This window comes from Halomonas garicola (assembly GCF_055382465.1).
The window spans coordinates 128,127-153,612 of sequence record NZ_AP043931.1 but is presented as its reverse complement, the minus strand read 5'-3'; the positions used below and the strand labels follow the sequence as shown (position 1 = coordinate 153,612).

Below are 25,486 nucleotides of genomic sequence, written 5' to 3'. Positions count from 1 at the left end.
CGCTCAGCTTTCGAGCAGAAACGTCACCGGCCCGTCGTTGACCAGCGCCACCTGCATGTCGGCGCCGAACTCGCCGGTCGCCACCGGCAGCGGATGGCGGCGCGCCTGCGCCACCAGATAATGGAACAGCCGCTCGCCGTCGGCGGGCGGCGCGGCGCTTGAGAAGCTCGGGCGCAGCCCCTTGCGGGTATCCGCTGCCAGGGTGAACTGCGACACCAGCAAAAGCCCGCCGTCGGCCTGCTGGACGTTTTCGTTCATCTTGCCCTCGGCATCGGCGAACACGCGGTAGTGCAACAGCTTGTGCAGTAACTTATCGGCGCTTTTTTCGTCGTCGCCCTTCTCCACGCCGACCAGCGCCAGCAGGCCTGAATCGATGGCGCCCGCCGTGCGGCGACCGGCCTCATCGTCAACCTCCACGCTTGCCCGGCGCACGCGCTGAATCAGTGCTTTCATGACGTTACCCCTTCGTCGCGATCTACCACCAGGCGTGAAAATGATGCACCGGGCCGCAGCCCTGGCCTACGTCCAGCCGATCGCTTGCCTCAAGCGCCGTGTGCAGCCAGCGCTTGGCCTCGGCGATGGCGCTGACGGCGTCGGCATCAACGCTTGGGTCACCGAGGTGGGCAAGCGTCGCGGCGATGGCCGACGACAGCGAACAGCCGGTGCCGTGGAGGTTGTGCGTGGCAATCCGCGGCGCGGAAATCCACTCGTGGCGCTCGGGGGTCGCCAACAGGTCCGGACACTCAGCCCCATCGAGATGCCCGCCCTTGAGCAGCGCATAGGGCGCCCCCAGCCGCGTGAGCCGGGGCACCAGCGCCTCCATGTCCGCCATAGTGGCAGGCGTTGGCGCGTCCAGCAGCACCGCGGCTTCGGGCAGGTTGGGGGTAATCACGTCGGCCAGCGGCACCAGCACGTCGCGCACCGCGCGGATACCGGCGTCGTCCACCAGCACGTCGCCGCTCTTGGCCACCATCACCGGGTCGAGCACGACCCAGCGCGGCCGCCGCGCGGCGAGCGCTCGGGCAATCACCTCGGCCACCTCGAGGCTTGCCACCATGCCGATCTTCACCGCATCGAGGGGGATGTCGTCGAGCACGGCGTCCAGCTGTTCGGCGATAAAGCCGGCCGACACTGGCTCAACGCCGCGCACGCCCTGGGTATTTTGCGCGGTCAGCGCGGTAATCACGCTGGCCCCGTAGCAGGAAAGCGCCGAAAACGTCTTCAGATCGGCCTGGATGCCGGCACCGCCGGACGGATCGGACCCGGCAATGGTCAGCACGCGGGGGATGGAAGAGGGGCTAGACATGACGCTCCTTGTAGGCAAATGATGAAGGGGCCGGCCCTAGCCGAACTGCGCCGGCAGCCAGGTAGCAAGCGTGGGAAACAGCGCCAGCAGCAAAAGCATGGCCAGCTGGATCAGAATGAACGGCGCCACCCCGCGATAGATCGACGCCGTGGTCACCGAGGCCGGCGCCACCCCGCGCAGATAGAACAGCGCAAAGCCGAACGGCGGGGTGAGAAACGAGGTCTGCAGGTTGATGGCGATCATGATGCCAAGCCAGATCGGGTCAAGCCCCATGGCCAGAAGGATCGGCCCGACAATGGGCACCACCACGAAGGTGATTTCGATAAAGTCGAGAATAAAGCCGAGCAGAAAGATCGTCAGCATCACGATCAGCGTCGCGCCGACCACGCCGCCGGGCATCTGCTCAAATAGCCCGGTGACCATGTCTTCTCCGCCGTAGGCGCGAAACACCAGCGAGAACAACGCCGCGCCGATCAGGATCAAAAACACCATGCTGGTCACCCGGGTGGTCGAGCGCAGCACTTCCCTCAGCGTTGCCAGGCTCAGCCGGCGGTAGACCAGCGCCAGCACCAGCGCGCCAAACGCGCCCACGGCGGAGGCCTCGGTGGGCGTGGCGATGCCGGAAAGAATCGAGCCCAGCACCATGACGATCAGCGCCACCGGCGGCACCAGGCCCTTGAGCAGCAGCGTGGCAAGCCCGCCGCGGTGGCCAAGCTCCTCGGTCAGCACCTCCCGGGGCACCGGCGGCGCGGCGTCCGGCCGGCGCCAGGCGGTAAACGCCACGTAGAGCATATAAAGCCCCACCAGCATCAGCCCCGGCACCAGCGCGCCCATGAACAGATCTCCCACCGAGACCGTCTTGGGACTGAATATCCCCATGGACAGCTGCGCCTGCTGGTAGGCCGACGACAGCACGTCGCCCAGCAGCACCAGCGCGATGGACGGCGGAATAATCTGGCCCAGGGTGCCGGTGGCGCAGATGGTGCCGGTGGCCAAAGACGGCGAATAGCCGCGTTTGAGCATGGTCGGCAGCGACATCAGCCCCATGGTCACCACCGTGGCGCCGACGATACCGGTGGACGCCGCCATCAGCATCCCCACCAGCGTCACCGCAATGCCCAGCCCGCCGCTGCGGGTACCGAATACCAGCGCCATGGCGTCGAGCAGGGTTTCCGCCACCCGGGATTTTTCCAGCAGCACGCCCATGAGCACAAACAGCGGCACCGCGAGCAGGGTGGTGTTGGTCATGATGCCGTAAAGGCGGTTGGGATAGGCGGAGAGATAGCCGGCGTTGAAGTTGGCATCGATGCCCAGCGACTCAAGCCCCAGGCCCAGCCCGGCAAAGGCCAGCGCAGTGCCGGCAAGCGACAGCGCCACGGGGAACCCCAGCATCAGCACCGCGCACACGGCCACAAACAGCACCAGCGGCATGAACTCAAGCATCGGGCGGCTCCCGGCGGGTGTTATCCGGCATGGCTGCGCCAATGGGCCCGGCCACGATGTAGGCGTTGCGCGCAAACTCGACGGCGCCCTGCAAGAGCATCAGCCCGGCAAACACCGGGATCAGCGTCTTCAGCACGAACACCCCGGGGATGCCGCCGTAGTTGGACGAGCCTTCAAAAATCTTCCACGACGACGCCACGTAGCCCGCGCTGGCGGCGATGATGAAGAGCATCACCGGGGCCAGCAGAAAGACGACGCCCAGCATGTTGATCAGCGCCTGGCGCCGAGGCGACAGCCGGCGGTAGACGATGTCCACCCGCACGTGGCCGTTCTCGCGCAGGGTGTAGCCGGCGGCGAGCATAAACAGGGTGGCGTGCATGTACATCACCATTTCCTGCATGAAGGTGCTGTTGATGCCCGCCGCGTAGCGCAGTACTACCACCGCGAATTCGATCAGCAGCATGGCAAGCATCAGCCAGGAAAGTGCGTGGCCCAGGCGCTGCGAGGCGCGGTCCAGGGTGCCAAGCCAGCGGGGCAGGGTCGGTGTCGACATGGTGGCGTCTCGTTGCGTCGTCGTTGGGCTAGCCCTGGGCGTTGCGTATCGTGTCCAGGCACTCAAGCGGCAGCGGCAGGTCCACGGCAATGGGCAAATGGTCGGAAAACAGGTGATCCAGCACCTGCACCTCGGCCGCCGCCATGCTCCGGGACACCAGAATATGGTCCAGCGCCCGGCGCGGCTGCCAGGCCGGGTAGCTCAGCAGTGGCCTGACCGGCTGCAGGTCAAGGGAAGTGCGAAAGCGCTCGTGGGCGTGGATCTGCTCGGGGGTGGTGTTCAGATCCCCCATTACCACCACGTGGCGCAGCGGCTTGATGATCTCGCTCAGGTAGTCGAACTGGCGGCTGCGCCCGCGCTGGCTGAGCGCCAGGTGGGCGACAAAGATATGCAGCGCCTCTGGCCCTGAGCCAAAGCGCGCGTGTATCGCCCCGCGCCCGGGCAGCATGCCCGGCAGGCGGTACTGCTCCACGGCGTCCGGCGCCAGCCGCGAGAGCAGCCCGTTGCTGTGCTGGGCCACGCGCCCCAGGTTGCGGTTGAGCTGCTGGTAATGGTGGGGAAACCCCGCCTGGGCGGCGAGGTATTCCACCTGGTTGACGCTATTGGAGCGAAAGCTGCCGCCGTCGGCCTCCTGAAGCCCCACCACGTCGTAGCGGCTCAGCACCCGGCTCATCAGCGCCAGCCGGCGGATGCGGTGCGGATGCGGCAGCAGATGCTGCCAGCCGCGCGTAAAGTAGTGATGATACGCCGAGGTCTGGATACCCACCTGGAGATTGAACGTCAGGATACGCAGGTGGCCGCTGCTCAAAAGCGACGATGAGGGATCTGCCAAACTCATGAACCCGTCTCCCTGCCAGGAGCGCTGAACGAGCCCTGTCGGCGGCCGGCGCTGTGCCACATGTGCCGTTTACTCCGTCTGCTCGTCGCGCACGCGCTCGACCAGGGTCGCGGCGATCTTGGGCATGTTGTCCAGGCTGCCCGCGCTTTGCGGGGTTATCAGGTAGCGGCCGTCGACCATCAGCGCCGGCACACCCTTCAGGCGCATGTTGCGAAGCCGCGCGTGGGCCTTGTTGACCTGGGACTTCACGCCGAAGGAGCCCAGCGCCTCGCGGGCCTCGTCTTCGCTGACGCCGTAGTCGGCGAAAAACGCCGCCAGCTCGTCGGTGTCGGTAAGCTCGCGACCGTCCTTGTGGATGGCGTCGAAGAAGTCCTCGTGTAGATCCTCTTCAATGCCCAGCTCCCGGGCGGCGTAAAAGGCCGCCGCGTGGACGTTCCACGCGCCGCCCATGGTGGCCGGCTGGTGCACCACGCTTACGTCTTCGGGCAGGGTGTCATACCACTCGGTGACGGCGGGCTGCAGGCGGTAGCAGTGCGGGCAGCCAAACCAGAACACCTCGGTTACCTCGATCTGGCCGTCGTCCACCCGGGTATCCACCGGCGTTTCCAGCTGTTCGTAGTCTTCCCCTTCGGTCAGGGTCTGGGCGCTGACCGCTGCCGACAGGCCAAGCCCGGCAAGGGCTACGATAACGGATTTAAACATGGGCCGTTGCTCCATCAATAAGCGTTCAAGGCCCGCCCGGCGCCCCTTCCTGGCAGAGCACGCCCGGGCAAGCCCGAATAGTCCTCGGGAAGCCGCCTGGCCACCGGCGGTTTAGTGCAGCCCCAGTATATAGTTGGCCACGGCTTCCATGTCGCTGTCGCGCATCTTGTCAGCGATATCGCGCATCACCGCACCGGGGTCGTTGGAGCGTTCACCGGCGGCAAAGTCGCCAAGGGTCGAGACCACGTACTCCGGGTGCTGGCCGGAAAGGGCCGGGTACTCGGCGCTGCCGATGCCCTCGCCGGTAGGCGTGTGGCAGGCGGCGCAGGCCGGAATGCCCTGGGTCAGGTCGCCGGCGCGATAAAGGGCTTCACCGCGCTCCAGCGCTTCGACGTCTTCATCGTCAGCCTGGCCCTTGTTGGCCTCAAGCTCAGCATAGTAGGCGGCAACGTCCCAGGCATCCTGGTCGGAAAAATCGTCGACCTGACCGGCCATCTGCGGCACCGGGCGGGTTCCGTCGCGGATCTCCATGATCTGCTTGGCCGTGTATGACGCCTGCTGGCCGGCGAGGTTGGGGAAGGTGCCCATCTGGCTGACGCCGTCATCCCCGTGGCAGGCCGCGCACGCCTGCGCCATTTCCTCGCCCGCCGCGGCGTCGGCATTGGCGGAAAGCTCTGCCGACTGTGCGTGTGCGGTGCCTGCAGCACCCATGATAATTGCCAGGCTTGCCAGTAACTTTCTCATTGCAGTTCCATTATCCCGTTGTGTAATCCCGTTGATCGGTGGCGGCTATGCCCCCCTGGGCGCTTTGGGGTCAGCGGGCTTCAAGGCTGTCGCCGATGGTCAACGCACAATGCTAGACTAGCGCCCCGGGTCGCCGGTATAAACCCGACCGAGTATAACGAATCCCCCAGGCTGCGGGAATGCGCGTTCACGCTGCCTTGGCGGCTATTTCCCCGGAACTTGCCGGAAGTCATGTTCTCTCCGGCAGGCTTACGGCCAGCAGCCCGCCCTTCGTCCCAACCGCTGGCAGGCACCCGCCTGCCAGGCACCGTTTCCAGGACCATGCCATGCCCGCATTCCCCCAGGCGCTGAATTACGCCACCGCACGCTTTATGAAAAGCGCCCCGACCCTGGCCCAGTGCCCGCCGGACAGCGGCGCCGAGGTCGCCTTTGCCGGGCGCTCCAACGCCGGAAAGTCCAGCGCCATCAACGCTCTGACCCGGCAAAAAGCGCTGGCGCGCACCTCGCGCACGCCGGGGCGCACCCAGCTGATCAACAGCTTCAGCCTCATGGGCAACGAGGCCCTGCGGCTAATTGACCTGCCCGGCTACGGCTATGCCAAGGTGCCCGACGCGGTCAAGCGCGAATGGCAGGCGCACCTGTCCGACTATCTCTACCAGCGCCAGAGCCTTCGCGGGCTGGTACTGATGATGGACGTGCGCCACCCGCTTACCGAATTTGACCAGCTGCTGCTGGGCTTTGCCGACGAGCGCGACCTGCCGGTGCACATTCTTCTGACCAAGGCCGACAAGCTGAAAAAAGGCCCCGCCAACGCCTCGCTGCAGAAAGTCCGCCATCAGCTGGTCGAATGGGAAGACCTGGTCACGGTGCAGCTGTTCTCGGCGCTGAAAAAGGACGGCCTAAGTACGCTCTCCGACCGGCTGGACGGCTGGCTGGCGTAGAACCCCTCTTCGACCTGTCTCCGGCTCCTCTGGACATATCCAGCCGCGATCGTCCTGGTTACCCCTTCCGCTATATTGACGAACCTGGGCCCCTGTCCGACTCTGACAGGCTAAGCGAACCTCGGGCGATAACGCCCGTTATCACCGGGCGAGCCTCGCCGACCTATCCTCCCCAGCGAGGCCAAGGAGCACCGTATGACACCCCAACAAGAAAACGCGGTACGCAAACCCCATATCCTCGAAGTGGGCGTGCTGCTCGTCTGCTTTCTGGCCATTGCCTTTTCCTTTACCGGCATTTTCGACCTGAGCATTCAGCTGGCGCTTTTCATTGCCCTGTTCATGGCGATTCTGCTGGGCTTAAGGCTCGGTTACACCTACGACAGCCTTCAGGAAGCGCTGAAGGAAGGCATCTATAACGGCCTCGAGGCGGTCCTCATCCTGATTTCCGTGGGCGCGCTGATCGGTACCTGGATCGCCGGCGGCGTGGTGCCCAGCATTATCTATTACGGCCTCGAATTTATTCATCCCAGCATATTTTTGCTAGGGGGCGTTAACAATTAGGCCAGCCATATGGCGGCTGACACGAGGCAGAGGAGTGACTGGTAGTTTCTTGCCAGTCGCTCATAGCGTGTAGATAACCGCCGGAACTTCTTGATTTTCTGAAAGAACCTCTCCACCCCCAGTGTCAGGATGAGTGTCGTACCCTCTGATACCCTGTTCTTATAAACCGACCAGGGGGCGAAAGGAGACACTCATGCCTCGTTACTCCGAGGAGCGCCGGCAAGCCGTCGTGACTAAGCTGCTGCCTCCCCACAACCTCTCCCCGCAGGTGATCGCGGAGCAGGAGGGGATCTCGCTGGGCACCGTCTACAAGTGGCGCAAGGAAGCCCGCGCCGAGGGGCGTTGCCTGCCGGATGCTCTGGGCAAGGGCGCCGATGGCTGGTCGTCCAAGGACAAGTTCAGCGCCGTGATCGAGACCGCCTCGATGAACGCCCAGGAAACTGCGGAATACTGCCGCCGCCGAGGGATTTATCCCGAGCAGCTGGAGCGGTGGCGCCACGACTGCGAGCAGGCCGCCAGCCTCTCCCACTCGGAACGCCAACGTGAGGCCGACGAGGCCAGACAGCAGCGTAAGCGCATCAAAGTCCTGGAGAAGGAGCTCGCCCGCAAGAACGAGGCCCTGGCAGAAACCGCAGCGTTACTGGCCCTAAGAAAAAAGGCGAAGGCGATCTGGGGGGACGAGGACGCATGATCAGCACCCCAGATCGCCAACGCGCCATCGCGCTGATCGAAGAAGCCCGGGCCCAAGGGGCCCGCCTGGAGGCCGCCTGCCGCGAGTTGGGCATCACCGCCAGAACGTACCAGCGCTGGACGCGCGACGGCGAGCTGCGCGAGGACCAGCGCCCTTTGGTCGACCGGCCGGTGCCGGCTAACGCGCTGACACCGGCCGAAGAGCAGGAGATTCTCGACGTGTGCCACCGCCCCGAGTACGCGAGCTTGCCACCGGAGCAGATCGTGGTGCGCTTGTTCGATGAGGAGCAGCGCTATCTGGCGTCACCCTCGTCGTTCTACCGGGTGATGCGCAAGCACCGGGAGGTGGTGCACCGGGGCCGTGCCAAGCCACCTCAACGCCGCACCAAGCCCACGACCTACCAGGCCACTGCGCCGAATCAGGTGTGGTCGTGGGATTGCACGTGGCGTGTGCCTCGACCCTGAAGGCAGCAGGAAGTAGCTGAATGGGCACGAGCATGACTGGAATACCTTCATGACGAGCAGGATGCTCCTAGTGAAGGGCTGCCCTCTGCTGTGAGAGGGCATGAGCCGAAGCGGCAGTGACCTGCAGTGCACTGGCAGGGTGATGTAACCCGTGGGAAACGGGGTGTGAGGCGAAGCCGTTACGCCAAGATGCACCTCTAGGCTAAGTATGGAAAGGTTGAGGAACACGAACCGATTAATCCGCGTCTGTGGGCTGAACGTGTCGCCACCTCCTACACGGCTTATTGGAGGTGTGTACCCCAGCAGTGAGTACAGGTACGGCTCACTTCTGCTGCGGGCAACGAATAGCCAAGTCGTTGCCAACAGAGGTATGGACAGTGCGCAGCTAATCCGTACCGGGTACACCAACTTGCAGCATGCAAGGGTAAAGATTGCGATCGGCAACCTCCTCCATACGCTTGAGTCCAGCATGTAAACGAGGGAAGGCTTGTATGGGATGGTAAGGGAGTGCGACCCCGATGCCCAACAAGCTGGCGGAGCCTCCGTAGTAGTCCGAGGTGGGGAAAGCCCACCACATGGCGAAGGGAGGCAGTTCAAGTGGCTTGTTCCACTAATTACCTGACTGAGAGAGGTGAAGACCTTTGATAATCAGGGAAATGCAGAGCAAGCTAGCAACATGGTCAACAGAAGATCCGAATCGTAGGATTGATCGACTGTTGAGGCTGATTGCAGGGCGCGATTGGCTCCTGGATGCTGCGTGGAAAACACTGGCATCAAAGGGGGCCAAGACTGCTGGGGTAGACGGTGAGACTCGACGAGTAGTAGAGCAGGATATTAGCCACTATGTGGATGATATTCGCTCAGAGCTGCTGGCTGGAACCTATCAGCCTCAGCCTGCTCGTCGTATCTATATTCCGAAGGCCAACGGCAAGAAGCGTCCACTGGGGATACCAACACTGCGAGATAGGATTGTACAACGTGCGATGCTGATGGCAATGGAGCCCATATGGGAAAGCGACTTCCATCGCTTATCCTACGGCTTCCGCCCCGAAAGAAGCGTGCACCATGCTATCCGAACCGTGAAATTGCAGCTTACGGATAGTGGAGAAACAAAGGGCCGCTGGGTCATAGAAGGCGACTTGGCAAGCTACTTTGATACTGTCCACCACCGAAAGCTGATGCGGTGCGTTCGCAGGCGGATTTGTGACAGTCGTTTCCTAGACCTCCTCTGGAAATTCATCAAAGCGGGCCATGTCGACAAAGGGCTGTTTCATGCTGCTCACGACGGCGTTCCGCAAGGTGGTGTGCTTTCACCATTACTGTCGAATATCATGCTGAATGAATTCGACCAATGGCTTGAGAAACGCTATCTTGGCAAGAAGGCTCGCAAAGATCGTTGGTACTGGAACTCTAGCATCCAACGAGAATTTCCAATCGCCATGCGAGAAAGACGACATTGGCGACCAGCGGTAGCTTACTGTCGCTACGCTGATGATTTCGTCTTCCCGGCCTATTCATGAGGCCGGCCTGAAAACGAAGATAGCGGATGGTATTCTCTTGAAAATTCAATGTGTTCCGCCAAGAACCTGAACCAAGAGAGCCATCCGCTATGGGTGAAAGCCTATCTACCTGGACGCCCTCGTGCAACGGCTCCGTCCGTGTCGAGCTGAGCGGCCACCGCACCACCAGTGACAGCGGCGCTCTGCTGCTGCGTGAAGCCCTCGACAACAGCGGTGTGATCGAGGCGCTCGAAGACAATCTGGTCGATCAACGCCACCCGCTACGCATCCGCCACTCGCTGGCCAGCCAGCTGCGAACCCTGGTGCTGCAGCGCGCGATGGGCTGGATCGACCTCAGCGATACCGACACGTTGCGGCGTGATCCCCTCTGGCAGCTGGCCTGCAGCGATGCGCGTGGAATGACGCCACTGGCCCAGGACCGGCCGTCTCAAGCCACGCTGTCGCGGCTGCTGACTTGCCTTGGACGCAACGACAACATCGATGCCGTGCATGAAGGCCTGCTGCGACTGGTAGTCTGGCGCCTGACCTCGCTGAAGAACGGCGAGCGACCCAAGCAGTTGACCCTCGACATCGACGGCCTGCCGATCGAGGTCCACGGTCACCAAGGTGGCTCGGCCTATCATGGCCTTTACGGGGTCCGCATCTACTCGCCGCTGGTCGCCTCGCTGGCCGAAACCGGTGACATGGTGGGCGGCCTACTACGCGAAGGCAACGCCGGCCCGGCCGAGAACGCCGATACCTGGATCCCGCACCTGGTGAAGCGGCTCAACGAAAGCACCGGCGCCCAGGTTCGGGTGCGTATCGACGCCGGGTTCACCGACAACGACACGCTGGAGGCGTTGGAAGATCGCGGCATCGAGTACCTGGGCCGGCTGCGCAGTCACACGGGGCTGCAGACACTGGCGGCGCCGTACCTGAAGCGGCCCCGAGGTCGGCCGCCCGAGCAGCCACGGGAATGGTGTCATGACCTGGAGTACCAGGCCGGCACCTGGCCTGAACCACGGCGCGTGGTACTGGTCGTGCAAGAGCGACCCGATGACCTGCTGTTGCATGCCTTCTTCCTGGTCACCAACCTCAACAAGTTCGACTGGCCGCCGGAGAAGGTCCTGGCACTGTACCGCAAGCGCGGTAGCGCCGAAGCGCACATGGGCGAGGTGAAATCAGCGCTCGACGTACACCTCTCGTCGACGGATCGTGGCGCCTCCACGGTTCAGGACGTGATGGCGCGTAACGAGGTGAGCCTGCTACTCAGCCTCTATGCTTACCAGGTCCTGCATGGTCTGCGTTGCCTGCTGGAGCGGCAGACTCGGCAAGGCTGGAGCCTGAGTCGGATGCGCGAGCAGGTGCTTAAGGTCGCCGCCACACTGAAGCTGCATGCCCGGCGGATCACCCTTCATCTGGGTGCCGCCGCCGATAAGTGGTGGCCGACGTTGCTGAAGGGGCTGCCGAAGCTGACGGCGCTGAGTTGACGCCCGGCGAGACGGCTTCAGGACCTGAAATCGAGCGACCGCTGCAGCGGCCGGCGGTCACGGCTGCTTTGACGGTCGCAATGGATTCCCAAGAGCTATAAGAAACCGGGAAGAAAGCCATGTTCGGGCATTACTCAGCGGCCTCTCGCGTCGGAGAGGCCGATCCTGATGAGCGACGCCGCCAGCCAGCCTCTTCACGCCGCCCAGTCAGCGTCTTCGTGAATAAGGCGGGGTCTTGGTTGTTAAAGGAAACAAGGCTCATGCTGAGGCTATCCGCGAGGAGTGCCGACTGTTCCTTAAGGACGACCTCTCATTAACTCTGAATATGGATAAGACCCATGTTACACATGTGAATGATGGGTTCATTTTCCTGGGTCATAGAGTAGTCCGTAAACGCGGTCCCAATGGCACAATGCGCCCGGTCACGTCCATCCCCCGTGAAAAGGCAAAGAATTTCGCTGCATCACTGGCGAAAGAATTGTCTAGCAATCATAGCGCGAATAGGATTGACATGGTGGACCGCCTGAATCGCCGACTGGCGGGATGGGCAAATTTCTACCAGCATACCGACTACACCGCGATCACTTACAGGAAGATAGATGGCATTGTCTTCTGGCGATTTGGCCACTGGCTATCAAGGAAGTATCGCGCATCGATAAAGTCCATGATGCGAAAACACTTCCTGAGACCAACAGAGAAACAAGCCAAGACATGGAAATTCTTTGGCCCAAATGGCAGAGGTGTTTTCTGCGTAACGAGCCTGAGACGTCTGGTAACCAGTCGAAAGATGACCTTCCGATGGCGGCTTCCTGAGGCAAATCCCTATCTGCCACAGGAAGAGGTACGCAACACCGTCACTTCGCGCTACCGAGATGTTGCCATGGCTTTGAGCCACACTTGAATGGAGAGCCGTATGCGCTGAGAGGTGCACGTACGGTTCGGGGAGGAGAAGTAGGGAAATAGCTCGACTACGCCCTGCTTCTTACTCCACTGGGCGGTCCGATCAAGGGGCAGTACTACTACCTGGTGATGATGATCGACATCTTCAGCCGCAAGATCACCGGCTGGGAGGTATTCCTGGCCGAGTCGGCCCACAACTCCCGCAGCGTGCTGGAACGGGCGGTGCTGGCCGAGCAGATCATTGACAAGCCGCTGGTACTGCACGCGGACAATGGTAGCCCCTTCAAGGGCGCCACGTTGCTGGAGAAGCTGCATGAGCTCGGCATCACGCCGTCCTTCAGCCGGCCGCGGGTCAGCAACGACAACCCCTACTCGGAGGCACTGTTCCGGACCTGCAAGTACCGGCCCTGCTACCCCGTCGACGGGTTCGCCACGCTCGACGATGCCCGCGAGTGGGTGGCTGGCTTCGTGCAGTGGTACAACCACGAGCATCGCCACAGCGGGATCCGCCTGGTGACACCGGCACAACGACATGCTGGGGAGGATACCGAGGTGCTGGCCAAGCGCCATGCCATCAATCAGGCGGCCCGGGAGGCCAACCCCGCCCGTTGGAGCGGTAAGACGCGCAACTGGACGCCCATCGGTACCGTGTCGCTCAACCCCGAGCGGGAGCTTCAGGTCACCGTTGTCGAACCGGAAAAACAGGTAGCCTAAATGACCTCAGAGGCGACATATTCCTTGACAACTACCGTCCACCAGATTGCGATCTTGGTAACAGTGCCAGTCTACTTCAATGCGCGCCAAACGATTCTTTTTCGGAGGAATCACCGGCTCGGCACCTGCGGCCTGAATCATGTCCCGCAGAGCAGTGGAGTCATACCCCTTGTCGCCCAGCACCGCTTGCGGGGAAAAACCTTCCAGTAGAGCGGGAGCAGCACCATACTCCGACGCCTGGCCCGGTGTGAGAACCAATCGTACTGGGTTACCTAACGCATCGACTGCGGCATGAATTTTGGTGCTCAATCCGCCTCGAGATTTGCCCATGGCTTCGACGTCTTGCGTGTTTTTTTTGACGCTCCATGCTGGTGCACCCTGACGATGCTACCGTCGATCATCAGCTGCTCTAGATCGGGATCGTCGGCTACTGTGTCAAAAATACGCTGCCAAACGCCCTTTCGTGACCAACGGTTATACCGCATGTAGACGGTGTGCCAGCGCCCAAAAGATTCGGGAAGATCACGCCACGGGGCGCCGGTCCGAGCGATCCAGAGCACGGCTTCCACGAACAGGCGATTGTCCTTGGCAGTTACCCCACAGTCTGAGGCTTTGCCGGGGAGCAGGTGCTCGATTCGCTCCCACTGATCATCGCGTAACTTCAACCGACTCATGGCCCACCAAAATCTATGAATACTAAATCAGTTTAAACGAAACTAATGATTGTTAACACACCCTAGCGACGGTCATTCTCTGCGCCATCACCTCGCTTGCCACCGGGACCTCCTGGGGCACGGCGGGCACCGCCGGCATTGCCATGGTCGGCGTGGGCGAAGGCCTGGGCATCCCCCTGCCGCTGGTTGTGGGGGCCGTTCTTTCGGGCGCCTACTTCGGCGACAAGCTGTCGCCGCTTTCCGACAGCACCGTGCTCACGGCGTCCATGTCCAAGGTCAACATCGTCGAGCACATCAAGTCACTGCTGTACGTCAGCATTCCGGCGCTTGTCATCAGCGGCATCGCCTTTACCGTGGTCGGGTTTAACTACACCTCGGAAAGCATCGACCTCAGCCGGGTGGACTCCATCATGGGTGCCATCAGCGACACCTTCAGCGTCAGCTGGATCATGCTCCTGCCGGCGGCTATCGTCATCGGCCTGCTGGCGATGAAAAAGCCGCCGGTGCCGACCATCGCCTTCGGCTCGCTGCTGGGCATCCTCTGGGCCTTTTTCTTCCAGGGCACCGACTTCATCACGGCGCTGGGCACCGCCTACGGCGGGTTCAACCTCGACTCGGGCAATACGTTCATGGATGACTTGCTCAACCGGGGCGGCATCACCAGCATGACCGGCTCGGTGATGGTGATCATCCTGGGTCTGGGTTTTGGCGGGTTGCTCAACTACACCGGCGTTCTGCAGGTGCTGGTGGACTCCTTCACGCGCTTTATCAATAACGTCGGCCAGCTGTCCGTCGCTACTCTCTTGACCGGCTTTTTCTCCAACGTCTTTGGCTGCGCCATGTATGTCTCGCTCATCCTCACGCCCAAGATCATGGAGAAGAACTACGACCGCCTGAAGGTCGACCGGCGCGTGCTCTCGCGCAACACCGAGGTGGGCGGCACGCTAACCTCGGGCATGGTGCCCTGGTCGGATAACGGCATCTTCATGGCGTCGATGTTCGGGGTGCCGGTGCTGCAATACCTGCCGTTTCTGTGGCTTAACTTTGCCGCCATCGGGCTCGTTATCCTCTACGGCTACACCAACACCTTTATCTGGCGCACCGACGAGGCGTAGGCGAAACCCGGCGCCCCGGTGGGCGCCGCTACTCCCGCTTCTCCAGCCATTGGAGCAGCTCGGGGAGCTCTTTCACGTGGCCGATGCGCTGTACGCCGGCGGGCAGCGGGCGGTCATGGCGCTCGGCGACCCAGGCGGCATGCATGCCCAGCTCTCGGGCGGGAAGGATGTCCTCTTCCCAGGAGTCGCCCACGTGCAGGGCGCGCGCGGGTGCGGCATCGAGGCGCGCAAGCGCGGTGAGAAACGCCGTGGTATCGGGCTTGGGGGCAAACATCTCCCCGGCAGCGATGGCCACGGGAAAATGATGCGCCAGCGGCTGGCGTGCCAGACGGATATTGCCGTTGGTAATCGCCGCCAGCCGGTAGCGCCGGCCCAGCGCTTCCAGCAGGGCGTCGGCTTCGGGGTGCGGGGTCACTTTCAGGCGCAGGCGGTGAAACTCGTTCATCGCCGCCGCCGCCCACATCAGCGCGGCGCTGCGGTTGAGCCCCCAGGCTTCCAGCTGCTCTTCCAGCGCGCGCAGGCGCAGCCAGGTAAAGTCCCCCCGGCGCTCGCGCACCTCCCGAGCCAGGCGCCGGCGGCGCTCGACGTAGTCCGCCAGGCCGTCTTCGTAGCCGGGCAGGCCCGGCTCCCAAGGCGGCTCGCCGCGCGCCTCGCGCCAGGCGGCAAGGCCCTCGCGCAGCCAGCGGTAATGGCCGTGCTCAGTGCGCTCCATCACGCCGGCGTTGTCCCAGAGAGTATCGTCCAGATCAAAGGTAATTGCGTGCAGCATGAGAAAGCCTCTTACTCCGAGTGGCGCCGCTTGGCGCGCGGGTGAGCGGCGTCGTAGCTTGCGGCCAGATGCTGCCAGTCGAGCCGAGTATAGACCTGGGTCGTGGACAGGTTGGCATGGCCGAGAAGCTCCTGCACCGCGCGCAGATCCTGGCTGGATTCCAGCAAATGGCTGGCGAAGGAATGGCGCAGCCGGTGCGGGTGAAGGTGCTCGGGCAGGCCCCGCTCAAGGGCGAGCTTCGCCAGGCGCTTTTGAATCGCCCGGTGGCCAAGGCGGGCGCCGCGCTGGCCGACGAACAGCGCCGGCTCGCCATCGCCGGCAAGCGCCTCGCGCGCCGGGTACCAGCTTGTCAGGGCCTCGGCGGCGCGCCGGCCCACCGGCATCTGCCGGGGCTTGCCGCCCTTGCCGATAACCCGCACCCGGGTAGCCGTCACGTCGGCAAGGTTCAGCGCGGCAAGCTCGGCCAGGCGCAGGCCGGCGGTGTAGAAAAGCTCCAGCATGGCCTGGTCGCGCCACCCGAGCGGCGTGTCGTCGTGGGGCGCATCCAGAAACTGCGCGAGCACGTCGACGTCCACCGGCCGCGGCAGGTGATCGGGCTGTTTGGGCGTGCGCAAAAGCGCCACCGGGTTATCGCTCAGCCAGCCTTCGGCGACGGCGTAGTCGCAAAACCGCGACAGCGCCGCCCGGCGGCGGGCCAGGCTGCGCGGCGCCAGGCCGCGGCTGCGCTCGGCCCCCAAAAACCCCCGGGCGAGCGGCGTATCCACGCGGCGGGCATCGTCAACGCCGCGCCGGGCGGCGAAGGTCGCAAAAGCCGCCAGATCGCGCCGGTAGGCGTCTACGGTGGCGGGGCTTGAATGCTGCCCCAGGGCGCCGAGAAACGCCTCGATCTGCCGGCCAAGAACGGCGTCACTCATGGGGCGCCAGCCGTAGCAGCAACCGCGCGACGACGTCGCCGAGGTATTCGGTGAACTGGGTATCCATGCTCGCCCGGTACTGCTCGGGGTCGGGGCTTGCCAGCAGCAGGTAGCCCAGCGTCTCCCCGGCAGCCAGCCGCGTCACCGCGCAAGAGCCGGGCTTTTGCGGTACCGGCGCGTGGGGCACCAGGCACTTCCAGTCGCTCAGGCCAAGCCTTGCGCAGCGGCTGGTGCGGCCGTCCAGCAGCGCGGCCAGCCGCGCGCCGGCGTGGTGGCTGAGCACTTGGCGCGGCGGCTGGGGCGGCGCGGCCTCCTGATCGCTGAGCTCAGGGGCGCACCACAGCGCCACCGCCGGCGTGGCAAAGCGTTCGCTCATTTGCGTCGCCAGCGCCTGGGCCAGGGCGTCGCGGTCCGGCGCCTCTACCAGCGCCAGCAGGGTATCGCGTAGCCGGCGATACTGGGCTTCGGTATGGCGGGCCGTGCCCAGCAGATGGTCAAGCCGGCCTTCGGCGGCTTCGGTCCGGGTGCGCAGGTCCAGCACCAGCCGCTCCAAAAGCGATACCGCGCCGTCGATATGCGGATGCGGCACCTTGAGCTGCTGCAAAAGCCCTTCGCGGCCGACAAAGAAGTCGGGATGGCGCGCCAGCCAGAATGCCACCTGGTCGGGGTCGAGCGTCTTGCGGGGTTCGGGGGCATCGGACATCGCCATACTCTCCTTAAAGGCCCTTCCTGGAAGGGCCTTTCCTGAAACGTGAAAGCCGCTGCCGCGGGCCCCGGTGCCGGCTCAGATCAGCGCCACGCGGCCGTCGAACACGCGTTCGGCGGGGCCCACCATGATCAGCGGTGCTTCGGGGCCGGGCCATTCCACGGTCAGCTCGCCGCCGGGCAGCGCGACCGTCACCGGGCTTTTCAGCAGCCCCTGGCGGATGCCGGTGGCCACCGCCGCGCAGGCGCCGGTGCCGCAGGCCAGGGTTTCGCCAACGCCGCGCTCGAACACCCGCAGGCGGATCCTGCCGGGGGCTACCACTTCCATGAACCCGACGTTGGTCTGGCGGGCAAAGCGCGAATGGTTGGCAACCAGCGGGCCAAGCCTTGCCACCGGCGCGCTTTTCGCCTCCGCCACCTGCAGCACCGCGTGGGGGTTGCCCACGGACACCACGCCCAGCTCAAGCGTCTCGCCGCCGCCCTCGAGGCCGACCTTGAGAGCGTGGAGCGGCCGGTCGCCATCGGCGTCGAAGGGCAGCGCCGCGGGGGTGAAGCGCGGCCGGCCCATGTCGACCCGCACCTGGCCGTCGTGCTGCACGGCAAGCGTCAGCGGCCCGCCGGCGGTTTCCACGCGGATCTCGCGCTTGTGGGTCAGCCGCTGGTCGCGCACGAAGCGGGCAAAGCAGCGCGCGCCGTTGCCGCAGTTTTCCACTTCGCGACCGTCGGCGTTGTAGATGCGGTAGCGGAAATCCATGTCGGGATCCCGGGGCGGCTCAACCGTCAGCAGCTGGTCAAAGCCGATGCCGAAGCGCCGCTCGGCCAGGGCACGCACCTGCTCGGCATGCAGGCGGGCGCGCTGGGTGACCAGGTCGACCATCATGAAGTCGTTGCCCAGCCCGTGCATCTTGGTGAAATGCAGCAGCATCAGCGCGGCGCCTCGTCGCCGGGCACAAGCGCCTCGCCGGCCCAGAGGTCCTCGAGCCGCTCGCGGCGGCGCACCAGGTGGCTGGCGTCGCCGTCGACCATGACCTCCGCCGGGCGCGGGCGGCTGTTGTAGTTCGACGCCATGACAAAACCGTAGGCCCCTGCTGAGCGCACCGCCAGCAGGTCCCCGGCGGCCACGGCAAGCTTGCGGTCCTTGCCGAGAAAATCGCCGGTTTCGCACACCGGGCCGACCACGTCGTACACCGCCGCCTCACGCGCTTGCCGGGTATCCACCGGCACAATGGCCTGCCAGGCTTCGTACAGCGCCGGGCGGATCAAGTCGTTCATGGCGGCGTCGACAATGGCGAAGTTCTTGCTTTCGCCGGGTTTCAAAAACTCCACCCGGGTGAGCAGCACGCCGGCGTTGGCGGCGATGGAGCGCCCCGGTTCGAACAGCAGCGGGAGGTTTTCCCCGCCCGGCCAGCTCGCCAGCCGCTCGAGCAGCGCCCGGACGTAGTTGGACGGGTGCGGCGGCGTTTCGTCGCGGTAGGTCACCCCCAGCCCGCCGCCAAGATCCAGGTGCTCAAGCTCGATGCCGCGCTCGCGCAGCCGCTCCATCAGCACCAGCAGCCGATCCAGCGCGTCCAGAAACGGTGCGGTTTCGGTGAGCTGGGAGCCGATGTGGCAGTCAAGCCCCACCACCTTCAGGTGCGGCAGGCCGGCGGCCAGGGCGTACACGTCCAGCGCCTCGTCCACGGGAATGCCGAACTTGTTGTCCTTGAGCCCGGTGGAGATATACGGGTGGGTGCCGGCGTCCACGTCGGGGTTGACCCTGAGCGAAACCGGCGCTGTCACCCCAAGCTTCCCGGCCACGGCGTTGAGCCGCTCAAGCTCCGGGCGCGACTCGACGTTGAAGCACTTGATGCCGACTTCCAGCGCGCGCCTAAGCTCTTCGGCCTGCTTGGCCACGCCGGAGAACACCACCTTGGCCGGGTCGCCGCCGGCCTTGAGCACGCGCTCGAGCTCGCCCACTGATACGATGTCGAACCCCGCGCCGAGCCGCGCCAGCACGTTAAGCACGGCGAGGTTGGAGTTGGCCTTCACCGCATAGCAGATCAGGTGCGGGTGGTCGCCCAGCGCCTCGGTATAGGCGCGGTAATGGCGCTCAAGCGTTGCCCGGGAGTACACGTAGCAGGGCGTGCCGACCTCGGCGGCAATCTGCGTAAGCGGCACGTCCTCGGCAAATAGCTCGCCGTCTCTGGGGTTAAAAAAATCCATGGATTCCTCTTGCTTGCCGGCAGCGCTCGGCCGGCTTTTATTCGCCCGGCTCAGCGGCGCTGCCCTGTTCGTCGGCTGCCGCCGCCGGCTCGGCTACGGATTTGTCAGCGTTTTCCGCCTCCGGCGGGTAAAGCGGCCCTTTCTGGCCGCAGCCGGCCAGCAGCGCAGCGGCCAATAGCGCAGCGGCTATGCCTCGGTAGCCGCCCATCACGGGGTTTCCCCGAGCGCGGCCAGGGCAGCGCGGGCCCGGGCGGCCGCGGCGCGCACCTGGTCCGGCGCGGTGCCGCCGATGTGGTTGCGCGCGGCCACCGAGCCTTCCAGGGTGAGCACCTCGAAAACGTCCTCGTCGATGGCGTCGGAGAAGCGCTTGAGCTCGTCCAGGCTCATTTCTGACAGATCCTTTTCCTGCTGCAGGCCGTAGGCCACCGACTGGCCGACGGTATCGTGGGCGTCGCGGAAGGCCACGCCCTTGCGCACCAGATAGTCGGCAAGGTCGGTGGCGGTAGAAAAGCCCTGGCGCGCGGCCTCGAACATGTGGGCCTTTTTCGGCTCGATGGCCGGCACCATGTCGGCGAAGGCTTTTACGCAGTCGAGCACCGTGGTTACGGTGTCGAAAAGCGGCTCCTTGTCTTCCTGGTTGTCCTTATTGTAGGCCAGCGGCTGGGACTTCATCAGCGTTAACAGGCTCAGCAGGTGGCCGTACACTCGGCCGGTCTTGCCGCGCACCAGCTCGGGCACGTCGGGGTTTTTCTTCTGCGGCATGATCGACGAGCCGGTGCAGAAACGGTCGGGCAGGTCGATAAAGTCGAACTGGGCGCTGCTCCACAGCACAAGCTCTTCGCTCATGCGCGACAGGTGCATCAGCAGCATGCTGGCAAAGCCGGTGAACTCGATGGCGAAGTCGCGATCGCTCACCGCGTCGAGCGAGTTTTCCGCCGGGCGGTCAAAGCCCAGCAGCTCGGCGGTCACATGGCGATCGATGGGATAGGTGGTCCCGGCAAGCGCGGCGGCGCCCAGCGGCAGCACGTTAATGCGCCGGCGGCAGTCGAGTAGGCGCTCGTGGTCCCGGGCGAGCATCTCCTGCCAGGCCAGCAAATGGTGGCCGAAGGTGACCGGCTGGGCGGTCTGCAGGTGGGTAAACCCGGGCATGATGGTGTCGGCCTGGCGGTCGGCAAGCGCAATCATGCCTTCGCGCAGGCGAACAAGCTCGGCGGCCACCTCGTCAACGGCGTCGCGCAGGAAAAGGCGGATGTCGGTAGCCACCTGGTCATTGCGCGAGCGCCCGGTGTGAAGCTTCTTGCCGGTCACGCCGATCTTGTCGGTGAGCCGCGCCTCGATGTTCATGTGCACGTCTTCCAGGGGCACCGACCAGTCGAACTCGCCGCGCTCGATTTCATCGCGAATCTCGTGGAGCCCGGTGATGATGGCGTCGCGCTCGTCGCCGCTCAGCACGCCCACCTGCGCCAGCATGGTGGCGTGGGCGATGGAGCCCCGAATATCCTGACGGGCCAGGCGCTGGTCAAAGCTGACGGAGGCGGTAAAGCGCTCGACGAAGGCGTCGGTGGGCTCGCTGAAGCGGCCGCCCCAGGACTGGTTGGTGGCTTGACTCATGACGGAAAACCCTTAGCTAGGCAGATGGAATCGCTCGACCGGACGCCGCAGCGCTCAAGGACGCCGCCAGCGTAGCCCACGGTCAAAAGCGTACTCTGCGCCGGTATAAAGTTTGCGTGTACCAATGGCTCGAAAGTGTACCAGAGTCGTCGCGGCCTCGCGCACGCCCCGGGGCGCGATTTTTCCTAACTGCTCAGGTGCTTTATGATACGCCTCATCATCGTTTATGCGGCCGCTCAACGGCCCAAGGGAGAATCACGTGCAATCGATTACCAAGCTGCGTATCGCGACGCGCAAAAGCCAACTGGCCATGTGGCAGGCCGAGCACGTGCGCGAGCGTCTGATCGCCACGTATCCGGAGCTGGATGTCGAGCTGGTGGCCATTTCCACCAAGGGCGACAAGATCATCGATACGCCGCTGGCCAAGATTGGCGGCAAGGGGCTCTTTGTCAAAGAGCTGGAAGAAGCCATGCTCGACGGCCGCGCCGACATCGCCGTGCACTCGATGAAAGACGTGCCCATGAGCTTTCCCGAGGGTCTGGGGCTGTCGGTGATTCTGGACGGCTCTGACCCCACCGACGCTTTTGTCTCCAACCACTATCAAGGCGTCGACGAACTGCCCGAGGGCGCCAAGGTCGGCACGGCCAGCCTGCGCCGCGGCCTGCAGCTGCGCGAGGCGCGTCCGGACCTGGAGATTCTCAACCTGCGCGGCAACGTTCAGACCCGCCTTGGCAAGCTCGACGACGGCGAATTCGACGCCATTATCCTGGCGACGTCGGGCCTGATCCGGCTGGGGCTCGAGGCGCGCATTGCCCAGGCGCTGCCGCCTGAGATCTGCCTGCCCGCCTGCGGTCAGGGGGCGCTGGGCATCGAATGCCGCCTGCACGACCCGGAAATGATCAGCCTGCTGACGCCGCTGGACGACCCCGACACCGCCACCCGGGTGCGCGCCGAGCGCGCCATGAACACCCGCCTGGACGGCGGCTGCCAGGTGCCCATCGGCGGCCATGCGATCCTCGACAAGGACGCCGAAACCCTGTGGCTGCGCGGCCTGGTGGGTAACCCGGAAGGCACCGAAGTGCTGCGCGCCGAAAGCCGGGGCTCCATGCACGAACCCGAAGCGCTGGGGATTCGCGTCGCCGAAGAGCTGCTTGAGCAGGGCGCCGGCGAAATTCTCGCCGACGTCTACGGCCGCCAGTAAACGTGCAGCCGGTATTGGTCACCCGCCCCGGCGAGCGCGGCGAAACGCTTGCCGCGACGCTGCGCGAAAGCGGCCATGCGGTGGAGATGCTGCCGATCATGGAGCTTGCCCCGCTCATCGAAACGCCCGGCCAGCGCAGCATTTGGCTGGATATCGACCAGTACGCCAAAATCATCGTGGTAAGCCCCTTTGCCGCCCACTGCCTGGCCGAGGCGCTGGATCGCTACTGGCCACAGCTACCCCTGGGCATCGACTACTACAGCGTCGGCTCGGCCACCGCCGAGGCGCTCCATGCCCGACTCGGCGTCCGCGTGCGCACACCGCCGCCCGACGCCCGCGAAGACACCAGCGAGGCGCTGTTGACGCTGCCCTCGCTACGCCGGCTGGACGGCGAAAAAGTCCTGCTGGTCGCCGGCGAAGGGGGACGCTTATTCATGACCCACACGCTGATGGAGCGCGGCGCCCGGGTCACCCGCAGCGAGATTTACCGCCGCGACTACGTGCTGCCGCCGGCCGCCTCCCGGGCGCGGCTCGAAGCCGGCGATTACCGGGCGCTGATCGTCACCAGCGGCGAAATGCTCCAACATCTGGCAACATGGTGCCCACAAGGCGCCTTGCACCAACCGCTAATCGTGTCCAGCCGGCGTTTGGCTACACTGGCTGAGACGCTGGGCTTTACCGCCACCACGGTGGCCTCGGGGGCCACACCGCCCGCACTGACCGCCGCGCTTGCGCGCGTTTCCTGACCGGGCGCCGATGTCGATCAAGGATCCTAACAAGGGCTAGCCACACATGAACCAACACGACAACGAGCGGAACGACGCGCCCAAGGCAGCCACGGACGCCAAGCGCGACGACACCGCTACCCAGAACGCCGCTTCCGCCGGCCAGGCATCCAGCGATACCGCCAAGGCCACCGGCAAGGGCAAGAACAAGGGTGGCGGCAAGCCGTCCCACGGCACCAGCAAGCCCTCGGGAAGCGAGGGCAAGTCCGCCAAAAACGGGGGCAAGCCCCCGGAAGGCGGAAGCAAACCTGCGCCGAACGGCAGCAGCGGGGGCAGTGGCGGGGCCAGCAAGGCTACGCTTGCCATCGTGCTCGCCGTGATCGTTGCCCTGGCGCTGGCGCTATTCGCCTGGCAGGGCTGGCAGCGGCTGGAAAAACAGCAGCAGCGGCTGGACACGCTGGCGACCCAGGCCGATGACAGCGCCTCCCAGCAGCGCGTTGACGAGCTGGAGTCGCGCCTTGACAGCGGCGAAAAGGACCGCGATCAGGCGCTCGACGATACGCTCGATTCGCTGCGCGGCGAGTTTTCCGACTACCGCCAGAGCGTCGACGAGACCCTCGACAAGGTGCTCACCCAGCTCTCCCGGGAGCAGGACACCGACGAGCGCGACTGGCTCCACGCCGAGGCCGCCTACCTGCTGCGTCTGGCCAACCAGCGCCTGCAGTTTGAAGGCGACGTGCAAGGCTCGGCTGCCCTGCTGCGCTCGGCCGATGCGCGCCTGAAAGACGCCGATAACCCCGCGCTGACCCCGGTACGCCGGCAGATCTCAAGCGAACTTGCCGAGTTGGACGCCGTGCCCAAGGTCGACAGCACCGGGCTTTATCTGGCGCTGGACGCCCAGCAGGAACGCATCCAAACCCTGCGCCTGGATCAGGACGTCGAGGCGCAAAAAGTCGAATCCGGCATGGAGGAGACGCCCACCGGCCCCTTCCAGCGCCAGCTCGCCCGCTTCGGCGACGAGCTCAAGGATCTAGTGGTCATTCGCCAGCACGACGAGGCGCTGGAAACGCTGATCACGCCCAAGCAGGAGTCCTACCTGCGCCAGAGCCTGCGGCTGATGGTCGAGCAGGCCCAGCTGGCGCTGCTCAAGCAGGAAGAGACGCTTTATACCGGCAGCATCGACGACGCCCTGGAGCTTCTCAACGCCTACTTCGATACCGAACGCGCCGACACGCAGAGCGTGATCAGCCGCCTCAAGGAGCTCAAGCAGAAGCAAATCACGCCTGAGCTGCCCGATATCAGCGGCTCTCAGCAGGCGCTTGCCGAATTCATCGACAAGCGTTTTGAAACGCGCCGTAGCGGCGGAGGTGAAGAATGAGAAAACTCATCCTGCTGATCGTTGCCGGGCTTGCCGTCGGCGCGCTGTTCGGCCATCTGATGATGTCGGTGCCCGGCTACTGGCTGATCCGCGTCGGCGACACCTCGGTGCAGACCTCGTTCTGGTTTGGCCTGGTGCTGCTGTTTGCCGCCTTTGTTGCGCTGCACTTCCTGCTGCGCCTGCTCGGCGGCATTCTGCGCCCGATGGGCCGCTTTCGCCGCTGGAGCGGCCGGGCGCGCAACCGCCGGGCCATGAAGCACACCGTGCAGGGCCTGGTGGCCCTCACCGAAGGGCGCTGGAAGAAGGCCGAAAAAACCCTCACTCACGCCGCCGCTGATTCCAGCACGCCGCTGGTCAACTATCTGTCGGCCGCGCTCGCCGCGCACTACCAGGGGCGCTACGAGAAATCCCAGGAGCACCTCAACCAGGCCCAGCTTTCCACCGAGGGCGCCGATGCCGCCATCGGCCTGATGCAGGCCCAGCTGATGATCGACCGCCAGCAGCCCGAAGAGGCACTGGCGATCCTCAACCGTCTGGATAAAAAGCTCGCCAACCATCCCCAGGTGCTCAAGATGCTCAAGCAGGTGCACCTGAGCGTCAACGACTGGGAGGGGCTTCGCCGCCTGATTCCGCGGCTGGCCCGGCAGAAGCTGATATCCGCCACCGAGCGCGAACAGCTGGAAAGCCGCGCCTACCGCGAGCTGATCATCTTTGAGGCCAAAAACCCCGGCGACATCGAGCGCGTGCGCAGCCTCTGGGCCGACATGCCCGACTACCTGCGCGCCAATACCGAGCTGGTCGTGCTGTACACCGAGGCCCTGGTCCAGGCCGGCGAAGACACCATCGCCGAACGCCTGCTCAGCCACTCCCTGGATCACCACTGGGATGCGCGGCTGGTCAAACGCTACGGGCTTCTTAACGTCGACGCCCGCCGCCAGCTGGCCAAGGCCGAAGGCTGGCTCAAGGAGCGTCCCAACGACCCCGAACTGCTGCTAGCCTGCGGGCGGCTGTCGCTGCGCACCGGCGCCTGGACCAAGGCCCAGGAATACTTCGAGGCCAGCCAGCGCCAGCGCCCCAGCGGCGTGGTCTGCGCCGAGCTTGCCCGTCTCTACTCAAGCCTCGGCGAGCACAACAAGAGCCAGCTCTACTACCGCCACAGCGTGGAAATGCTGGCCAAGTCGCTGCCGTCGCTGCCCCAGCCGAGCGACGCCCAGGATAAAGACGGCCTCGCCGACAAGGCCAAGGGCAAGGACAGCGGCAAAAAAAGCGCCTGATGCCGCCCCGCCGGCTTTTCTCCACGTATCTTGACGGGCGCCTGCGGGCGCCCTTTTACGTTCGGCCCCCTA

29 protein-coding genes and 1 pseudogene are annotated in these 25,486 nt (G+C 64.6%); 13 read left to right on the top strand and 17 right to left on the bottom strand.

Annotated features, from left to right (window positions below; translation table 11 throughout):
- Positions 1-3: 3 nt before the first annotated feature.
- The 7 genes from dtd to ACZ46Y_RS00945 form a co-directional block, all read right to left on the bottom strand.
- On the bottom strand, positions 4-453 hold the full coding sequence (dtd, locus tag ACZ46Y_RS00975; protein ID WP_311956799.1) for a D-aminoacyl-tRNA deacylase: 450 nt from the start codon (positions 451-453) through the stop codon (positions 4-6).
- A 22-nt stretch (positions 454-475) separates the two neighbouring features.
- Complete coding sequence (thiD, locus tag ACZ46Y_RS00970; RefSeq protein ID WP_311956801.1) at positions 476-1,306, bottom strand: bifunctional hydroxymethylpyrimidine kinase/phosphomethylpyrimidine kinase; 831 nt, start codon at positions 1,304-1,306, stop codon at positions 476-478.
- Positions 1,307-1,342: 36 nt separating this feature from the next.
- Positions 1,343-2,749, bottom strand: a complete 1,407-nt coding sequence (locus ACZ46Y_RS00965) for a TRAP transporter large permease (RefSeq protein WP_311956802.1) — start codon at positions 2,747-2,749, stop codon at positions 1,343-1,345.
- Complete coding sequence (locus tag ACZ46Y_RS00960; RefSeq protein WP_311956803.1) at positions 2,742-3,302, bottom strand: TRAP transporter small permease subunit; 561 nt, start codon at positions 3,300-3,302, stop codon at positions 2,742-2,744. The genes ACZ46Y_RS00965 and ACZ46Y_RS00960 overlap by 8 nt, the downstream gene beginning before the upstream one ends.
- Positions 3,303-3,330: 28 nt before the next feature.
- Positions 3,331-4,140 (bottom strand): endonuclease/exonuclease/phosphatase family protein, encoded by an 810-nt coding sequence (locus tag ACZ46Y_RS00955; RefSeq protein ID WP_311956805.1) that lies wholly within the window; start codon positions 4,138-4,140, stop codon positions 3,331-3,333.
- Positions 4,141-4,209: 69 nt separating this feature from the next.
- Positions 4,210-4,842, bottom strand: coding sequence for a thiol:disulfide interchange protein DsbA/DsbL (locus ACZ46Y_RS00950; protein ID WP_311956807.1), 633 nt, complete (start codon positions 4,840-4,842; stop codon positions 4,210-4,212).
- A 111-nt stretch (positions 4,843-4,953) separates the two neighbouring features.
- Entirely contained in the window at positions 4,954-5,586 is a 633-nt protein-coding gene (locus ACZ46Y_RS00945; protein WP_311956809.1) for a c-type cytochrome, read from the bottom strand.
- Positions 5,587-5,912: 326 nt separating this feature from the next.
- Here ACZ46Y_RS00945 and yihA point away from each other — a divergent pair, with 326 nt between their 5' ends.
- Positions 5,913-6,527, top strand: coding sequence for a ribosome biogenesis GTP-binding protein YihA/YsxC (gene yihA / locus ACZ46Y_RS00940; protein WP_311956811.1), 615 nt, complete (start codon positions 5,913-5,915; stop codon positions 6,525-6,527).
- 195 nt (positions 6,528-6,722) lie between these two features.
- Positions 6,723-7,088, top strand: a complete 366-nt coding sequence (locus ACZ46Y_RS00935; RefSeq protein WP_311956812.1) for a hypothetical protein — start codon at positions 6,723-6,725, stop codon at positions 7,086-7,088.
- On the opposite strand, the gene ACZ46Y_RS00930 is transcribed toward ACZ46Y_RS00935, so the two are convergent.
- A complete protein-coding gene (locus ACZ46Y_RS00930; protein ID WP_464380064.1) occupies positions 7,085-7,279 on the bottom strand; it encodes a hypothetical protein in 195 nt (64 codons plus the stop codon). The two genes, ACZ46Y_RS00935 and ACZ46Y_RS00930, sit on opposite strands and share 4 nt — an antisense overlap.
- Positions 7,280-7,281: 2 nt before the next feature.
- Between ACZ46Y_RS00930 and ACZ46Y_RS00925 the strand changes: the two genes are divergently transcribed.
- The 6 genes and pseudogenes from ACZ46Y_RS00925 to ACZ46Y_RS00900 all read left to right on the top strand — a co-directional run.
- Positions 7,282-7,779 carry a helix-turn-helix domain-containing protein gene (locus ACZ46Y_RS00925; RefSeq protein ID WP_311957767.1) on the top strand — a complete coding sequence of 166 codons (498 nt, stop codon included), beginning with the start codon at positions 7,282-7,284 and terminating at the stop codon, positions 7,777-7,779.
- A complete protein-coding gene (locus tag ACZ46Y_RS00920; protein WP_464380063.1) occupies positions 7,776-8,243 on the top strand; it encodes a transposase family protein in 468 nt (155 codons plus the stop codon). The genes ACZ46Y_RS00925 and ACZ46Y_RS00920 overlap by 4 nt, the downstream gene beginning before the upstream one ends.
- A gap of 716 nt (positions 8,244-8,959) precedes the next feature.
- Positions 8,960-9,763, top strand: a complete 804-nt coding sequence (locus tag ACZ46Y_RS00915; protein WP_464380062.1) for a reverse transcriptase domain-containing protein — start codon at positions 8,960-8,962, stop codon at positions 9,761-9,763.
- An 89-nt stretch (positions 9,764-9,852) separates the two neighbouring features.
- Positions 9,853-11,232, top strand: a complete 1,380-nt coding sequence (locus tag ACZ46Y_RS00910) for an IS1380 family transposase (RefSeq protein ID WP_376717491.1) — start codon at positions 9,853-9,855, stop codon at positions 11,230-11,232.
- A 235-nt stretch (positions 11,233-11,467) separates the two neighbouring features.
- Positions 11,468-12,133, top strand: a complete 666-nt coding sequence (locus tag ACZ46Y_RS00905; protein WP_464380061.1) for a group II intron maturase-specific domain-containing protein — start codon at positions 11,468-11,470, stop codon at positions 12,131-12,133.
- 80 nt (positions 12,134-12,213) lie between these two features.
- Positions 12,214-12,846 (top strand): annotated as a pseudogene (locus ACZ46Y_RS00900) (transposase); the annotation flags it as partial.
- A 6-nt stretch (positions 12,847-12,852) separates the two neighbouring features.
- Here ACZ46Y_RS00900 and ACZ46Y_RS00895 read toward each other — a convergent pair.
- Together ACZ46Y_RS00895 and ACZ46Y_RS00890 are read right to left on the bottom strand one after the other, a co-directional pair.
- Complete coding sequence (locus tag ACZ46Y_RS00895) at positions 12,853-13,176, bottom strand: transposase (RefSeq protein ID WP_464380060.1); 324 nt, start codon at positions 13,174-13,176, stop codon at positions 12,853-12,855.
- Positions 13,152-13,520 carry an IS5 family transposase gene (locus tag ACZ46Y_RS00890; RefSeq protein WP_311882093.1) on the bottom strand — a complete coding sequence of 123 codons (369 nt, stop codon included), beginning with the start codon at positions 13,518-13,520 and terminating at the stop codon, positions 13,152-13,154. Before ACZ46Y_RS00890 ends, ACZ46Y_RS00895 begins: the two co-directional genes overlap by 25 nt.
- 74 nt (positions 13,521-13,594) lie before the next feature.
- Here ACZ46Y_RS00890 and nhaC point away from each other — a divergent pair, with 74 nt between their 5' ends.
- Positions 13,595-14,635 carry a Na+/H+ antiporter NhaC gene (gene nhaC / locus ACZ46Y_RS00885; protein WP_311957321.1) on the top strand — a complete coding sequence of 347 codons (1,041 nt, stop codon included), beginning with the start codon at positions 13,595-13,597 and terminating at the stop codon, positions 14,633-14,635.
- 28 nt (positions 14,636-14,663) lie between these two features.
- Here the strand turns inward: nhaC and ACZ46Y_RS00880 are convergent, their stop codons facing one another.
- From ACZ46Y_RS00880 to argH, 7 genes are all read right to left on the bottom strand, one after another.
- On the bottom strand, positions 14,664-15,404 hold the full coding sequence (locus ACZ46Y_RS00880) for an HAD family hydrolase (protein WP_311957319.1): 741 nt from the start codon (positions 15,402-15,404) through the stop codon (positions 14,664-14,666).
- Between the two features lie 11 nt (positions 15,405-15,415).
- A complete protein-coding gene (locus tag ACZ46Y_RS00875; RefSeq protein ID WP_311946396.1) occupies positions 15,416-16,318 on the bottom strand; it encodes a tyrosine recombinase XerC in 903 nt (300 codons plus the stop codon).
- Positions 16,311-17,021: a DUF484 family protein gene (locus ACZ46Y_RS00870; protein ID WP_311946394.1), complete on the bottom strand. Its 711-nt coding sequence runs from the start codon at positions 17,019-17,021 to the stop codon at positions 16,311-16,313. The genes ACZ46Y_RS00875 and ACZ46Y_RS00870 overlap by 8 nt, the downstream gene beginning before the upstream one ends.
- An 81-nt stretch (positions 17,022-17,102) precedes the next feature.
- The gene (dapF, locus tag ACZ46Y_RS00865) at positions 17,103-17,948 is read right to left on the bottom strand and encodes a diaminopimelate epimerase (protein ID WP_311946391.1); all 846 of its coding nucleotides are present in this window, start codon (positions 17,946-17,948) and stop codon (positions 17,103-17,105) included.
- Positions 17,948-19,225 (bottom strand): diaminopimelate decarboxylase, encoded by a 1,278-nt coding sequence (gene lysA, locus ACZ46Y_RS00860; protein WP_311957318.1) that lies wholly within the window; start codon positions 19,223-19,225, stop codon positions 17,948-17,950. Before lysA ends, dapF begins: the two co-directional genes overlap by 1 nt.
- Before the next feature lie 37 nt (positions 19,226-19,262).
- Positions 19,263-19,433 carry an LPS translocon maturation chaperone LptM gene (lptM, locus tag ACZ46Y_RS00855; protein WP_311946387.1) on the bottom strand — a complete coding sequence of 57 codons (171 nt, stop codon included), beginning with the start codon at positions 19,431-19,433 and terminating at the stop codon, positions 19,263-19,265.
- Entirely contained in the window at positions 19,433-20,836 is a 1,404-nt protein-coding gene (gene argH / locus ACZ46Y_RS00850) for an argininosuccinate lyase (RefSeq protein ID WP_311957316.1), read from the bottom strand. Before argH ends, lptM begins: the two co-directional genes overlap by 1 nt.
- A gap of 259 nt (positions 20,837-21,095) precedes the next feature.
- Here argH and hemC point away from each other — a divergent pair, with 259 nt between their 5' ends.
- Genes hemC through ACZ46Y_RS00830 form a run of 4 tightly spaced genes read left to right on the top strand, consistent with a single transcriptional unit; the run spans position 21,096 to position 25,414 of the window.
- Positions 21,096-22,037: a hydroxymethylbilane synthase gene (gene hemC / locus ACZ46Y_RS00845; protein WP_311957314.1), complete on the top strand. Its 942-nt coding sequence runs from the start codon at positions 21,096-21,098 to the stop codon at positions 22,035-22,037.
- A gap of 2 nt (positions 22,038-22,039) precedes the next feature.
- On the top strand, positions 22,040-22,783 hold the full coding sequence (locus ACZ46Y_RS00840; protein ID WP_311957312.1) for a uroporphyrinogen-III synthase: 744 nt from the start codon (positions 22,040-22,042) through the stop codon (positions 22,781-22,783).
- Positions 22,784-22,829: 46 nt separating this feature from the next.
- Positions 22,830-24,140, top strand: coding sequence for a uroporphyrinogen-III C-methyltransferase (locus tag ACZ46Y_RS00835; RefSeq protein WP_311957308.1), 1,311 nt, complete (start codon positions 22,830-22,832; stop codon positions 24,138-24,140).
- Entirely contained in the window at positions 24,137-25,414 is a 1,278-nt protein-coding gene (locus ACZ46Y_RS00830) for a heme biosynthesis HemY N-terminal domain-containing protein (protein WP_311957306.1), read from the top strand. The genes ACZ46Y_RS00835 and ACZ46Y_RS00830 overlap by 4 nt, the downstream gene beginning before the upstream one ends.
- The last annotated feature ends 72 nt before the right edge of the window (positions 25,415-25,486 follow it).

Excerpts from the sequence above, each read along its gene's own strand:
- dtd (WP_311956799.1), bottom strand. The coding sequence starts at position 453 with ATGAAAGCACTGATTCAGCGCGTGCGCCGGGCAAGCGTGGAGGTTGAC.
- thiD (WP_311956801.1), bottom strand. The coding sequence starts at position 1,306 with ATGTCTAGCCCCTCTTCCATCCCCCGCGTGCTGACCATTGCCGGGTCC.
- ACZ46Y_RS00965 (WP_311956802.1), bottom strand. The coding sequence starts at position 2,749 with ATGCTTGAGTTCATGCCGCTGGTGCTGTTTGTGGCCGTGTGCGCGGTG.
- ACZ46Y_RS00960 (WP_311956803.1), bottom strand. The coding sequence starts at position 3,302 with ATGTCGACACCGACCCTGCCCCGCTGGCTTGGCACCCTGGACCGCGCC.
- ACZ46Y_RS00955 (WP_311956805.1), bottom strand. The coding sequence starts at position 4,140 with ATGAGTTTGGCAGATCCCTCATCGTCGCTTTTGAGCAGCGGCCACCTG.
- ACZ46Y_RS00950 (WP_311956807.1), bottom strand. The coding sequence starts at position 4,842 with ATGTTTAAATCCGTTATCGTAGCCCTTGCCGGGCTTGGCCTGTCGGCA.
- ACZ46Y_RS00945 (WP_311956809.1), bottom strand. The coding sequence starts at position 5,586 with ATGAGAAAGTTACTGGCAAGCCTGGCAATTATCATGGGTGCTGCAGGC.
- yihA (WP_311956811.1), top strand. The coding sequence starts at position 5,913 with ATGCCCGCATTCCCCCAGGCGCTGAATTACGCCACCGCACGCTTTATG.
- ACZ46Y_RS00935 (WP_311956812.1), top strand. The coding sequence starts at position 6,723 with ATGACACCCCAACAAGAAAACGCGGTACGCAAACCCCATATCCTCGAA.
- ACZ46Y_RS00925 (WP_311957767.1), top strand. The coding sequence starts at position 7,282 with ATGCCTCGTTACTCCGAGGAGCGCCGGCAAGCCGTCGTGACTAAGCTG.
- ACZ46Y_RS00920 (WP_464380063.1), top strand. The coding sequence starts at position 7,776 with ATGATCAGCACCCCAGATCGCCAACGCGCCATCGCGCTGATCGAAGAA.
- ACZ46Y_RS00910 (WP_376717491.1), top strand. The coding sequence starts at position 9,853 with ATGGGTGAAAGCCTATCTACCTGGACGCCCTCGTGCAACGGCTCCGTC.
- ACZ46Y_RS00895 (WP_464380060.1), bottom strand. The coding sequence starts at position 13,176 with ATGGGCAAATCTCGAGGCGGATTGAGCACCAAAATTCATGCCGCAGTC.
- ACZ46Y_RS00890 (WP_311882093.1), bottom strand. The coding sequence starts at position 13,520 with ATGAGTCGGTTGAAGTTACGCGATGATCAGTGGGAGCGAATCGAGCAC.
- ACZ46Y_RS00880 (WP_311957319.1), bottom strand. The coding sequence starts at position 15,404 with ATGCTGCACGCAATTACCTTTGATCTGGACGATACTCTCTGGGACAAC.
- ACZ46Y_RS00875 (WP_311946396.1), bottom strand. The coding sequence starts at position 16,318 with ATGAGTGACGCCGTTCTTGGCCGGCAGATCGAGGCGTTTCTCGGCGCC.
- ACZ46Y_RS00870 (WP_311946394.1), bottom strand. The coding sequence starts at position 17,021 with ATGTCCGATGCCCCCGAACCCCGCAAGACGCTCGACCCCGACCAGGTG.
- dapF (WP_311946391.1), bottom strand. The coding sequence starts at position 17,948 with ATGCTGCTGCATTTCACCAAGATGCACGGGCTGGGCAACGACTTCATG.
- lysA (WP_311957318.1), bottom strand. The coding sequence starts at position 19,225 with ATGGATTTTTTTAACCCCAGAGACGGCGAGCTATTTGCCGAGGACGTG.
- lptM (WP_311946387.1), bottom strand. The coding sequence starts at position 19,433 with ATGGGCGGCTACCGAGGCATAGCCGCTGCGCTATTGGCCGCTGCGCTG.
- argH (WP_311957316.1), bottom strand. The coding sequence starts at position 20,836 with ATGAGTCAAGCCACCAACCAGTCCTGGGGCGGCCGCTTCAGCGAGCCC.
- ACZ46Y_RS00835 (WP_311957308.1), top strand. The coding sequence starts at position 22,830 with ATGAACCAACACGACAACGAGCGGAACGACGCGCCCAAGGCAGCCACG.
- ACZ46Y_RS00830 (WP_311957306.1), top strand. The coding sequence starts at position 24,137 with ATGAGAAAACTCATCCTGCTGATCGTTGCCGGGCTTGCCGTCGGCGCG.